General features: G+C 48.4%; 13 protein-coding genes and 1 riboswitch. Of the genes, 4 read left to right on the forward strand and 9 right to left on the reverse strand.

Annotated elements, in window-relative coordinates; genetic code table 11:
* The first annotated feature begins 12 nt into the window (after positions 1-12).
* The 3 genes from cidR (at position 13) to ACXAD6_RS15105 (ending at position 2,014) form a co-directional block, all read left to right on the forward strand.
* Positions 13-903 (forward strand): cidABC operon transcriptional activator CidR, encoded by an 891-nt coding sequence (gene cidR / locus ACXAD6_RS15095; RefSeq protein ID WP_474969578.1) that lies wholly within the window; start codon positions 13-15, stop codon positions 901-903.
* Between the two features lie 210 nt (positions 904-1,113).
* Positions 1,114-1,668 carry an acyl-CoA thioesterase gene (locus ACXAD6_RS15100; protein WP_474969579.1) on the forward strand — a complete coding sequence of 185 codons (555 nt, stop codon included), beginning with the start codon at positions 1,114-1,116 and terminating at the stop codon, positions 1,666-1,668.
* Positions 1,643-2,014, forward strand: coding sequence for a hypothetical protein (locus ACXAD6_RS15105; protein ID WP_474969580.1), 372 nt, complete (start codon positions 1,643-1,645; stop codon positions 2,012-2,014). The genes ACXAD6_RS15100 and ACXAD6_RS15105 overlap by 26 nt, the downstream gene beginning before the upstream one ends.
* Positions 2,015-2,072: 58 nt before the next feature.
* On the opposite strand, the gene ACXAD6_RS15110 is transcribed toward ACXAD6_RS15105, so the two are convergent.
* The 9 genes from ACXAD6_RS15110 to ACXAD6_RS15150 all read right to left on the reverse strand — a co-directional run bounded on the left by ACXAD6_RS15110 (position 2,073) and on the right by ACXAD6_RS15150 (position 10,634).
* Entirely contained in the window at positions 2,073-2,228 is a 156-nt protein-coding gene (locus tag ACXAD6_RS15110) for a hypothetical protein (RefSeq protein WP_474969581.1), read from the reverse strand.
* A 191-nt stretch (positions 2,229-2,419) separates the two neighbouring features.
* Entirely contained in the window at positions 2,420-3,784 is a 1,365-nt protein-coding gene (locus tag ACXAD6_RS15115) for a hypothetical protein (protein ID WP_474969582.1), read from the reverse strand.
* 121 nt (positions 3,785-3,905) lie between these two features.
* Positions 3,906-4,601, reverse strand: a complete 696-nt coding sequence (locus ACXAD6_RS15120) for a GNAT family N-acetyltransferase (RefSeq protein ID WP_474969583.1) — start codon at positions 4,599-4,601, stop codon at positions 3,906-3,908.
* Between the two features lies 1 nt (position 4,602).
* Positions 4,603-5,751, reverse strand: a complete 1,149-nt coding sequence (menC, locus tag ACXAD6_RS15125) for an o-succinylbenzoate synthase (RefSeq protein ID WP_474969584.1) — start codon at positions 5,749-5,751, stop codon at positions 4,603-4,605.
* A complete protein-coding gene (locus ACXAD6_RS15130) occupies positions 5,748-6,872 on the reverse strand; it encodes an amidohydrolase (protein ID WP_474969585.1) in 1,125 nt (374 codons plus the stop codon). The genes menC and ACXAD6_RS15130 overlap by 4 nt, the downstream gene beginning before the upstream one ends.
* 13 nt (positions 6,873-6,885) lie before the next feature.
* Positions 6,886-8,262 (reverse strand): YjiH family protein, encoded by a 1,377-nt coding sequence (locus ACXAD6_RS15135; protein ID WP_474969586.1) that lies wholly within the window; start codon positions 8,260-8,262, stop codon positions 6,886-6,888.
* Positions 8,263-8,289: 27 nt separating this feature from the next.
* Positions 8,290-9,126 carry a MurR/RpiR family transcriptional regulator gene (locus ACXAD6_RS15140; RefSeq protein ID WP_474969587.1) on the reverse strand — a complete coding sequence of 279 codons (837 nt, stop codon included), beginning with the start codon at positions 9,124-9,126 and terminating at the stop codon, positions 8,290-8,292.
* Positions 9,127-9,257: 131 nt separating this feature from the next.
* Complete coding sequence (locus ACXAD6_RS15145; protein ID WP_474969588.1) at positions 9,258-9,875, reverse strand: hypothetical protein; 618 nt, start codon at positions 9,873-9,875, stop codon at positions 9,258-9,260.
* A 150-nt stretch (positions 9,876-10,025) separates the two neighbouring features.
* Positions 10,026-10,634 (reverse strand): pyroglutamyl-peptidase I, encoded by a 609-nt coding sequence (locus tag ACXAD6_RS15150; RefSeq protein ID WP_474969589.1) that lies wholly within the window; start codon positions 10,632-10,634, stop codon positions 10,026-10,028.
* A gap of 233 nt (positions 10,635-10,867) precedes the next feature.
* A riboswitch (purine riboswitch) is annotated at positions 10,868-10,970 on the forward strand.
* 133 nt (positions 10,971-11,103) lie between these two features.
* On the opposite strand from ACXAD6_RS15150, the gene ACXAD6_RS15155 reads away from it, so the two are divergent.
* Positions 11,104-11,970, forward strand: coding sequence for a 5'-methylthioadenosine/S-adenosylhomocysteine nucleosidase (locus ACXAD6_RS15155; RefSeq protein ID WP_474969590.1), 867 nt, complete (start codon positions 11,104-11,106; stop codon positions 11,968-11,970).
* Positions 11,971-11,987: the final 17 nt, after the last annotated feature.

An 11,987-nucleotide genomic window follows, 5' to 3' on the forward strand; every position in this document is an offset into this window, starting at 1 on the left:
GAGATTTCATTCATGGACATCCGCCACCTGCAGTATTTCATTGAAGTCGCACACTTCCAAAGCTTCACGAAAGCAGCTGAACACCTCTATATCTCCCAGCCAACCATCAGTAAAATGATTAAAAACCTCGAAAACGACCTCGGTGTCGAGCTTTTCGAGCGGCGGAGGAAAAAGGTCGTCCTGACAGACGCGGGGCGCCTCATCCTTACCCAGGCGAAAACCATCGATAAAGCCTTTCAAAATCTGACGACTCAGCTGGATGACCTGCTCGGTCTGCAGAAAGGCCACCTGCGTATCGGCCTGCCGCCGATCATGGATGCCGAGGAGTTTATCCAGACACTTGGAAGCTTTCACAAAAAATATCCGCACATTACTTTCCAACTGGTCGAAAGCGGGGCAAAAAAGATCGAGGAACAGATTCTCCAGGAGGAACTGGATGTGGGGATCACTGTACTGCCGACGGATGAAGCACGATTCCATTACTTTTTCCTCTTAAAGGAAGAACTGGAAGTCGTCCTCCATCCGGAACATCCGCTGGCCGGCCGGGAAGAAATCCAGTTGACGGAACTGAAAGAGGAATCCTTTATATTATTCAACAAGGACTTCGTCTTGAATGACCGGATCTCGACGGCCTGTCAGGAAGCTGGATTCCTGCCGAAAATTGTGTCGGAGAGCTCTCAATGGAACTTTATAGGCAAAATGGTCGCTTCCAATTTCGGGATTTCCCTGCTTCCTAAAAGCGTCTCCCAACTACTGAATGACAACGTCCGCAGAATCAAAGTGACCCAGCCTTCCATGGCGTGGGAACTGGCTATCATCTGGCCGAAAGATCAATACATCTCCTTTGCCGCCAAAGAGTGGCTGGCATACACCCAAAACCGCATGCACAGCATTGAATATTAATCAGCTTGGACTTCCAAGCTGATTTTTTCATGCCATTTTTGACTGGTTGTAAGCATTTCCATAGATATTGTCTATCGTAGGAATGCCGGATTGCTATTTCACTTTCTCTTTTTTCAGGCTTACACTGATGGTGTTCTCCTTTTTGTAGGGACATGTCTTTACGAATAAGCGCTTCGAAATGATTTTATTTACAGAAAGGAAGTCGGAAAAATGACAGATAAACGATCCAGAGAAAGCCTTGTAATTAATACAGATCAAGTGATGATAAACGATTTGAACAACTACAATACATTGTTCGGAGGGGTGTTGATGAAGAAGCTGGATAACAATGCCACCCTTTCTGCAAGAAGGCACGCCAGAGTCAAGGAATGTGTGACAGCGTCGACAGACTCTATCGACTTCCTTCACCCGATTCATCAGACGGATTCGGTTTGTGTGGAATCCTTTGTTTCTTATACAGGAACGAAATCGATGGAGATTTTCTGCAAGGTGATTGCCGAGGATATGATTACCGGGGAGCGGCGGATGGCTGCCACCGCCTTCTTGACGTTTGTAGCTCTGGACGAAAACAAACGTGCCGTGAAAGTTCCAAACGTCATCCCTGAAACCGAAGAAGAGAAGTTCCTTTATAAGTCCGGGGAGGAACGCGCCAAGCGCAGACGATTCCGCCGCGACCATAGTGCTGAGTTAACACGGATCATCGGATTAGAAAAACCATGGGAAAAAGGAGTGGATGAACATGATCAAATTAGCAAGCTTGGGTGAGCTCTATGAGGCAAAAGAAGATATCCAGGACATCCGAACCCGCTACCCGGATGTGTACGCCATTCTCAATCATGTAGTCAGCTTCACACGTCAGCTCCAGATCAAGTACGGATACATGGGGGCCCTCCTGATGGAGGAAGACTTGGAATCCTACCATCCTGAATTTATCAAAGGATCGATTCTCTCCGTCTACCAAAGGGAAGTGAACCGCTTGAAAAACCACGAGGACTTCCCGGTCGTGCAGGCGTTTCTCGACAAGCACAGGGAAGTCGGAGATGCCAAGCTCTTCCTCCTCATTCTCGGGGCTAAACCAGAGCTGCTGCGCGGTTCTACCATCATGAAGTAAAGAAGAAAATCCCCGGGGGTTTAACAACACCCCGGGGATTTTCTTTCCTCAACGATCATTAAGCACCACTTTTAGAAAGCAGCTGCTCCTGTTGCAGCTTTTCCTGAAGCATGGATACTTTCTCACGCTCTTCTTCCAGCTGCTGCTGCAATTTCTCATTTTCCTTCACAAGAATATCTCTTTGGTCTAACACACGGATCATATCTTCTCTCATAGAATGTCCCCTCTTTCTTTTCAGTTGTTTACCAGTCGACTCAAACTACTACTAGAAACGTTACTTTGTAAAAATTATGTTAAATAATGACGAATTTTGCAACTATAATCTTTCGACAAAAGATAAATACCCCATTGCTGCAGAAATGAACCATGTAAAAAACCTCCAATTTTTGGAGGTTTTTTACAAGATCAATAGATCCACATCGAAAATAGAGCGACTCCGATGCCTACAAAACCAAGCCCGATGCTGTATGGTAAATTCCGCAGCACAATCTGGTAAGGATTTACCTTCAATGCCACAGACGTTAAAGTCACAATCAATCCATACGGCGCCGACGGGACGGTGGCTATCGCACAGACCGAAAGCAGAATGGTAAGGGTCACCGGCGGGAAGGCGCTGGTCAACAGTCCGCTCACCCCTCCAAAGATTCCCATCGTAGCAATCGGATGGACCCCGAGCAGGGTCATCACTAAAAACGCGGCCTGGATGAACAACATGATGAAAATCGGCTGCCCTTCCATTGCGATGAGAGGATCCTGTAAGTATTGGAGATAAGGGGATGCATTCAGCGTTTTCGTTAAGAACGAAAGGGTCAGAAGCAGGACGATAAAGTTATCAAGCCGGTTTGTTTTCCACTTCCATGTCGGCCACCCAATATTCATAAAACTGCGCCTGCGCTTGATCAGCAGCGACCAGACAAAAGCAAACGGAAAAATGGCAATCGTCACGGAAAATAGAAAATCAAGCTGGACGACATTTCCAAGAAAAACAACGAAGCACAAAAAAAAGACCAGGGCAGCAATAAACTGCATGAACTTCCGTTTGTTCAATGGAGCTGCTCCTGTGCGGTCGTTTTCTGGAATCGATTCACCCCTGTACGTGAATGTTGCCGCAAACGAATCAAGAGCAATGCCGATCACGGAAATCGCAAGCATCCATGGCAGCACTTGGAGGTAGTCGGCTCCCGTAATAAAGATGGATGTGGCCAGCAGAATCTCCAGCGGGCTCCAAAGAAGAGCGAGCGAATAGCCCCGCAGGGTGACCATCAGAATGAAGTTATTCTTCATCTTCTTGTTCATCTGCTTCAATTTTTCCTTCAGCAGATCCTGAGAGACCGCAGCGGAAGAAAGGTTCAAGAAAGCCGCCAGAGAGACCATCGTAACCTCACTGCGCGTATACAAGCCGCTTAAGCTCTGATCCCCACCTCCGATAAGCGACTGGAGGAGCTTGTTATATCTGCCGGCCTTCACAACACTGTTCATCCACGGAAGCATGGAAATGAGCAGCAGCAGACTGATATTCCCGGCAAAAAATTGAGGGATATCAGAGAGGACCGCATCACTGGAAAAGTAGAAAAATCCGCCGGCTGTCAGCAGCACGGTTCCTAAAATTTTAAAGACGCGGTCCGATCTGGGGAAACTGACGGCCGTCATCACCATCCCCAGGACCCCAATGATTATGTACAGCGTTTCATGTGCCCAGAACGTATGAAGGATATTCAGTAAAAAGACAAACGAGTAGAATAAATAGAGATAATTCGACCAATGGCGCACAGGTATTCTCCTCACTATGGTAGCGTATCCAATGATCTCATCCTATAGAGGAATGGAACTTTTTTCAATCCTAAAGCTCAAAAAGGTGACAACGCCTACAACGTTATCACCTCTCTGTTATTTATCGTTTTTTAGCGAAGAGAAGCGTGGAAGGCTGCCACTGCACGCCTACGTACCCATGTTCAATCAAAGATTTTTGTTCAGCGTAATCCTTCTGCTGAACGGTTACAATGGTAGACTCATCCCACAGCACAGGGCTGGAAATCGGACGATAGAAAATATAGCGGAGCATACCGGCATACTTTTCTTTGACGGCAGCAATGACCATCCCTTGAGAGAACTTATCCTTTAAACTTCCGGGATTTTCAGGGTGAACCGTACAAAAGAGATGAGTCCTGCCGTGGTCAGCTGCGTGGAAAGCCTCCATAATCCAAACACCCATGCTTTTCTGCAGACGGTTCCCTCTGTATTCAGGAAGCACGCATGAAATCTCCTGATGGACGACCTTCTCCCACTCGGCTTCCGGAAGACCGACGTCGCGGCCGAGATTCTCTATGTGCTTTCCTGGATACCATAATGCCCGGAAGGCAGCCAGGGTATCCCGCACATAAACCCCGATCAGCAGCCCTCCGCCTGTTAAAATAGTCGTGAACTCTTCTTCGCTCAGCGGCTGCAGCGTCGATGAATCATCAACATGCTGCTCCACTTCCTTCTGCATCCTCTGCAGTTCTTTCAGGGCATCCAAAGAAAGAACATGGACGCTGTACTTCCTTTCCTGTCCTGTTGGTTGATGCTGTAATATCCCTTCGGCAATCATTCTATCCCTGCTTTCCAATCGTGCTGTCGGCAGTCATTTCCTTTGGTGTAAACGTTTCTTTATGGCTCGTTAATTGTTCAATATAGTCGATATCGGGCTCAAAACCGATGCCCGGCTGGTCCGGAACTTTCATTTCACCGCGGTCCATCCTCACTTCCGGATGAATGATGTCACGCTCCCAATAATGATTGGAAGGAGCTGTATCTCCTGGATAAAGGAACTGAGGCAGGGCTGTGACAGCAATGTTATGCGCCCGGCCGATGCCGGTTTCCAGCATGCCGCCGCACCACATCGGAATATGGTGGTCCTGGCAGAGCTTATGAATCTTCAGCGTTTCCTGCAGGCCTCCAACACGGCCGATCTTCAAATTGACGATCCTGCAGCTGCCAAGCTCAATCGCTTTCCGGACATCATCATAGGAGTGCAGGCTCTCATCGAGACAGACCGGTGTATTCAAATGCTTCTGCAGTTCCGCATGATCAATGATATCGTCATGAGCCAGCGGCTGTTCAATCATCATCAGGTTCAGATCATCCAGCTGCTTCAGACGGGGAATGTCATCGAGCGTGTAGGCGCAGTTGGCGTCCGCCATCATTTCAAGATCAGGAAACCGGTGCCGGACTGCGCGAAGCAGCTCTACATCCCAGCCGGGCTTGATTTTCACTTTGATCCGCTTGTATCCTTCCTTCACATAGCCGGCTATTTTTTCAAGCAGGGCGTCTTTACTTTCCGTAATTCCGATGCTGACGCCCACATCAATGGACGTTTTCGTTCCACCGAGCACTTCGGCCAGTGGACGTCCCTGTTCCTTGGCGTATAAGTCCCAGACCGCCTGCTCCACAGCAGCTTTTGCGTTGAATTGGCCCCGTATGGACTGAAAGCGCTCTGAAACTTCACTCGGATGACCGATCGGTGCTTCCAGCAGTTCGGGCAGGAGAAACTTCCGAAGCATCGGCCAGTTGGTATCAATCGTTTCTTCATTATAAATCGGCTCGTTGATGGATACGGACTCCGCCCAGCCGGAATGACCGTTGGCAGACTGGACTTCCACAAGAATGACGTCCTTATCATATTCAGTACCGACACTGGTCGTAAATGGATGCAGAAGATCCATCTTAATCTGACGGAGAATCACTTTTTCGATATTCACGGAGTTCCCTCCTTCCAGTCTACTTGATCGGCCAGACGCAGCATTTCATATAAAATATCCCGGCCGGTAATCAGAGCCTTTTTGTTAAAGTTCATCGCTGGATGATGCAGTCCTGGAGTAAGCCCGCACCCAAGTCCGATCATCGTCGCAGACAGTCCACTGTTGTGGAAGGTATAAAAATGAAAGTCCTCCGCTCCCGGTGAAACACACGGCGGTGCCAAAGCATCCTTGGAACAGGCTTCCACCACCGCATGTTCAGCCAGCCCTGCAGCCTTATCGTTTGGGACAGCGGCAGGCGAGAATTCCACCCATTCGCTCCCGATTGCTGTTCCTGTTTCCTGCTCGATCTGTTGGATGATTTCCTTCGTCTGGTCGATGAGCTGCTGCAGCCCGTCGTTGGACACGGAGCGGATATCGAACGTCATTCTCGCCGTTTCCGGAATGAGGTTCGCTGCTTCGCCGGAATGCAGTTCTGTCGGCTTCAAGGAATAGCCGGTATCCACATGTACAGCTTTTAACGAAGCCATCAAGCGGCCCGCAGCTTCGATCGGGTTTCTGGCGAGTTCCGGACGGGCAGCATGAGCGGGTACTCCTTTAATCGTCAGCTTCAATGTAATAATCGCCCCGTGCAGAATCACGGGTGCGGCCTTGCCGTCAGGTACTTCCTGTTCCGGACGCAGATGGATACCGCCTAAGAATTTCACATTCGCAAGGGCTCCGCTTTCCATCATCTGCAACGCCCCGGCTGCCGTTTCTTCCGCGGGCTGGAAGATGAATCGGACCGTATGATGTGGCTTTTCACCGGATTCCATAAGCTTTAATGCGGTATGGAGCACCATCGTACTATGGCCGTCATGACCACACGAGTGATTCGGACGCACTTCCCCGTCCACCTCCTGAACGAGCGCATCCATATCCGCCCTCAACGCAATGACTTCCTCTGTCTCCCCCGGATAATCCACGTAAAATCCATAGTGGCGGGCGAAGCTGTGCACTTGATAGCCGGCATCCTTCAGACGGCTCTGTAAATAATGGGAGGTTTTTTCTTCTTTTCCGCTCGGTTCCGCAAGCGCGTGGAGCGCTTCGTATGTTTGTATCAGGTCATCCTGGTGCTGATTCACGATGCATTCCCCCTTAGAAAATGAGATGGGCTATACCGACAACAATCGGCAGTGTAATGATGGTACGCAATAAAAAAATGAAAACAAGATCTTTGAAGCTTACCGGAAGCTTCGACCCAAGCAGAAGTCCGCCCATTTCCGACATGTAGACAAGCTGGGTGACAGAAACAGAGGCGATGATGAACCGGGTCATTTCACTTTCAATGCCGCTTCCAATAACAGCCGGAAGGAACATATCAGCAAACCCGACGACCATCGTCTGGCCGGCTGCCGACGCTTCCGGCACCTGCATCGCTACAAGCAGCCATTCAAACGGCTTGCCGATGATCGTGAAGAAAGAGGTGAATTCGGCAATGACAACAGCTGCCGTACCGATAGCCATGACGACCGGCATGACACCGATCCACATATCCAGCACGTTTTGCAGTCCTTCTTTCATCGTTGCCTTCGCCCCGCCACTGTGGCGTGCTTTTTCAAGGGCCTGGCCTTTCCCCCATGTGACAACAGATACACCGGACGGAATCAGCTCCTCTGTTCTTCGTTCGGCGCCTTCGTACGTATCATCCGATTTTCTTGAAAGCGGTGGAATCCGCGGCATGATAATCGCAGCGGCCAGACCGGCAATGATAATCGTTGCATAATAAGGCAGGAAGTACGCCTCCATGTTCAAATAAGTGATGACCACAATCGTAAACGTGATGGAAACTATTGAAAACGTGGTCGCTACAACGGCGGACTCCCGCTTCGTGTAATAGCCTTCTTCGTACTGTTTAGAAGTCAGCAGCACTCCGATCGTTCCATCCCCCACCCATGAAGCCAGACAGTCCAGCGAGGATCGTCCCGGAAGTGTAAAAGACGGGCGCATCACTTTCATCAACAGAGCCCCGACGAATTCAAGCAGGCCAAAATTGAGAAGCAGTGGCAGAAGGAATCCTGCCAGAAGAAACGTTGTGAACAACACAGGCAGCAGATCATTCAGGAGCAGTCCACCGGTCACATCCGATACAAGAAAATCAGGACCGAAAGCAAACAGCACCATCCACCCGAAGACCATCCCGGCTGTCCGGGTGACGAGCCAGTTGTTACTTACATAGAAGAGATTTTTCATATACGCAGAATTCATGATCCAGCCAGGCTTCATTCCTCTGGCCAGGATGGAACCTAAAACAGAAAGCGTGATGACCGCTACGGTAAAAGCTGGTATATATGCACCAAGAGCACCGTTGATGCTGTTGGCAAAATAGGCTACCGGAACAGTCATGCCTGATTCTGTACGAATAGGAACGATAAAAAATAAAAGACCGAATAATGACGGCAGTATAAATTTCCAGTAATCCTTCTTCGTATAGGTTTTCTCTGTAACATTCGACGTCTGAAACTCTCCCTGCATAATCCCCACTCCTTTTTTTATAGGTCCCTACTCTAAAAACATCCCCCGCTCTGCATACATCAGTTCAATTTTCTGCTGCCTCGCTTTCACCTGTTCCGAGTACTTGTCCGCTGCCGTCTGGATAACCATTTCAGAAACGCTGACGGCCCCCGCAATAGAATGATAGTCCGTCTCCATCCGCTCTTCTGTCGTAATCGTCACATCCGCTTCCCTGCCAACCGGTGACAAAGGCTTATCTGTGAAGGCGATGATGGATGCGCCGGCTTTCCCGGCAGCGTCTGACAGCTCTTTTCCTTCTATCCGATACCTCGGGAAAGAAAAAATGACGACCGCGGACCGTTGATCGATATCTATCATTTCCTCAGGGAGCAGTCCCTCAGCGCTGAAAAGGGACACGCGGTCTCTCAGCTGTCTCAGCGCGTAGTAAAACCAATACCCGGCCGCATAAGAACCTCCGAAGCCCCCGATGAATACCCGGTCCGCTTTCATCATGACCTCCGCTGCATGCAGGATTTCCTCCGGATTCAGCTGATCCATCATATGAGCAAACACTTTCTTTTCCTGTTCCGCCACTTGATAAAACCGGTCTTCTTCCTTTACCTGCCCTGACATCGGAGAAGACTGAGAGGACTGAAGCCAGTTGGAGCGGATGGCGTCCTGCATATGGGAATACCCGCGGAACCCAAGCACATTGGCCAGACGGATGACCGTCGTTTCGCTGACGCCGACATTCCGCCCCAGCTGTGACGCAGTTATAATGGCTCCTTCCTCTTTATGCTCAATCAAATAAGAAGCCACTTTTTTCTGGCCCTGAGATAAAGAGGGATAATACGTCTTAATGGTCTGAAGGATCGGTTCCTCCATCTTCCTCCTCCTTTCTAAGAATGTGTGAAGTTTTTCCTTCGTTTCTATTAATCTACCGTACTTTTTCCTTCATATCAATAATTATTAGAAAATTCAATAATAAAGCTGTCCCTCTTAATAGAGGAACAGCTTTATTTTTCATATAAACGGACGCTTACCAAATAAGCCAGCAACCCTATAATAGGAATACATCCCATCCAATGTCGCTGATTCTCCCTGCCATACTTCCGCTCCCGCCAGTAGATAACGTACACAGCCAGTACGGTCAAGACGAAGAAATCAACCGTCATCACATGAACAAACTGTGACACTTGAAAGGCGTTTCCGTATGCAGCCGGACTGCCCAGAATAACTCCGTAGAAGAAAAGAGCTGCTGTTCCAAGAGTCATTACTACGAGGAGAACCTTTGAACGAAGCACCTTTACCACCCAGGCGGGCGTTCTTACCTTTCGATCTGATCCCCTTCCGGCTAAGAAAAAATAAGGCATCAAAGCAAAAGCCCCCAGCATAAAGGAGCCGATGACGAAAGGCCATACAGGTACGCGGTCGTCATCCTCCCCAAGTAGAAAAGCCGCAAAAGTGATCGGGTAAATCCCTAAAAAGCTGAACACCATAAGGAGCATCGGATCAGGATCATTCATTTGGATCAGCTGGGTAAGATAACCTTCGTTCCCATCCGGAGCTATGAAGACGGCGTATAAGATAAAAAGCATCCACAATACGAAAAATAAAGAACGCCGCAGCGTCATTTCCCTTCCCTCCTGTCATCAACAGTACTTGTCTATCTCCTGTATTGATTTTACATAAACCATCCTGACAAAAAAGGATCTGAACCTTCTTTTTTTCCTCTAAAAGGGGGATGCTTCTTTGGCAGGAAAGAAGCATCCCCCTCTTTTCAACTAGGAGTCTATCGATTGAATGACGCATTCGACCGCTTCCGTTAAATCCCGCTGCGGCCAGCTCGGAAGCTTCCCGTGCTGTACAGCCAGTTCGTGTGAGGCAGGGAGGTGAATGAACCCGGCAGGAACCTGTTCTCCTTTCTTTTGAAAATGATAGAGCACCTGATACATCACATGATTACATAGATACGTCCCAGCCGTGTTCGAAATTTCCGCGGGATATCCCCTATCATGGAGAACTTCCACAAATCTATGAATCGGCAGCGATGAAAACAGGCCATCAGGTCCTCCCTCATGAATCGGTTCCCCGTCCGGCATGTTTCCTTTATTATCTCTTTCCCTGCTCTCATTACAGTTGACTGCAATCCGCTCCGGAGTGATGGTATGCCTTCCTGCTGCCAGTCCGAGGGATATGACCAGATCCGGCTGGACATCTTCGATATGAGATAGAACTTCCTCTCCGGACGTATGATAATCGACAGAGAGAATACGTCCCTCAACGTGATATCCGTTGATCCGGCGGCCATGAAGCTGATTTACGATTTGTTCAGTTGGATTGATTGGAAAGTTGAGAAACGGTTCGAAACCAGTGAGTAAAAGTGTCGGCACATTTCCATCCCCTTTCGTTCAGAATAACTTTATAAAAGGTAATATTATCCACATTAAAGTTTTCCCTCTATCTTTATATAAAAACCTTCAAACCAATAAAAAAATCATTACAAATCCCAATAAAGCTGTAATACTACTTAAACGAATGAATAAACGAACAATTTTTAATATGATTAAAATAATGTTCGTTTATTAGGTTGTGCAAGAAGATGTCCTCTGTTATAGTAAACCCGTATCCAACTTCATAGCGTACTCGTATATTTTCAGTAATACGGTCTGAGCGTCTCTACCTGGTTCCCATTTAAGAACCGGACTACGAGTTACATGTGTACATCTGTGTCCCCATTGGCACAGTCCTGTTGTATATGTGAACTTTAATGTCTGAAGGTAGGACCCATTTTCTACTTTCAGGCATTTTTATATTGAGGCGGCGTTAAGGTGGATAACAACATCAAAGGAGCTTTCACATATGTCTTATCTCGCACGCACACTTACATTTGCACTTCTTTCCATCCTTTTATTAGCAGGGTGCAGCAGCAATGAATCAGATGCAGAAACCAGCGCAGAAGAAGAAACACAGCAGCCCATCCTTATCCAGGGGCCGATGCCGATAGAAGCGGAGAACTTTGCGGAACGCCTTGAAAACGTAGAAGAGGAAGAATCCGGTACGTTTGTTTTTTATAAAGGAACGGTGGATGACTATCCTGTCATCGTCATGAAAACAGGCAAAGGCATGGAAAATACAGCGGCTGCAACGGCCTTGGCCATCGAAAAGTTCAACCCGGCAGCCATCATCAATCAGGGCACATCCGGCGGGCACGATCCGGAATTGAATGTTTTTGATATCGTCCTTGGAGAGCGCACGGTCAACCTCGGTTCCTTGAAGACAGGGAACCGTGCAGAAGGAGAAGGCATCGCACCGAAGGAATGGATTCCGATGGACTTGATGGCATCTGAAGGAAGTGCCGGGGAAGATCCAGAAGCTGAAAACATCCGCTACTTTGAAGGAGACAAAGGCCTCCTGGAAGCAGCCAAAGCAGTCAAGGAAACGCACACGGAAGGGAAAGTCGTGGAAGGTACCATTGGTTCCGCAGATGTCTGGAACAATGAAGTCGACCGCATTCAATGGTTCCACGAAAACTTCGAATCCAGCGTAGAAGAAATGGAAGGAGCCGCCGGTGCACAGATCGCCAAAGCGTATGATACCCCGTACCTCGGCATCCGCATCCTTTCCAACAATAAAACCAACGGCGGCGAATACAATCCAGAAACCGCCGCATCCAACCAGGACTACGTCTATGAAGTTGTCCAAGAGTACATCCAAACCAAAGAATGAAAACAAAAGGCAGCTCT

It is taken from the genome of Halobacillus sp. ABH2_015, assembly GCF_056158945.1.

Coding starts and splice junctions, on each gene's coding strand:
- ACXAD6_RS15120 (WP_474969583.1), bottom strand. CDS start 4,601: ATGATTGCCGAAGGGATATTACAGCATCAACCAACAGGACAGGAAAGG.
- ACXAD6_RS15140 (WP_474969587.1), bottom strand. CDS start 9,126: ATGGAGGAACCGATCCTTCAGACCATTAAGACGTATTATCCCTCTTTA.
- ACXAD6_RS15155 (WP_474969590.1), top strand. CDS start 11,104: ATGTCTTATCTCGCACGCACACTTACATTTGCACTTCTTTCCATCCTT.
- ACXAD6_RS15110 (WP_474969581.1), bottom strand. CDS start 2,228: ATGAGAGAAGATATGATCCGTGTGTTAGACCAAAGAGATATTCTTGTG.
- ACXAD6_RS15100 (WP_474969579.1), top strand. CDS start 1,114: ATGACAGATAAACGATCCAGAGAAAGCCTTGTAATTAATACAGATCAA.
- ACXAD6_RS15145 (WP_474969588.1), bottom strand. CDS start 9,875: ATGACGCTGCGGCGTTCTTTATTTTTCGTATTGTGGATGCTTTTTATC.
- cidR (WP_474969578.1), top strand. CDS start 13: ATGGACATCCGCCACCTGCAGTATTTCATTGAAGTCGCACACTTCCAA.
- ACXAD6_RS15105 (WP_474969580.1), top strand. CDS start 1,643: ATGATCAAATTAGCAAGCTTGGGTGAGCTCTATGAGGCAAAAGAAGAT.
- ACXAD6_RS15135 (WP_474969586.1), bottom strand. CDS start 8,262: ATGCAGGGAGAGTTTCAGACGTCGAATGTTACAGAGAAAACCTATACG.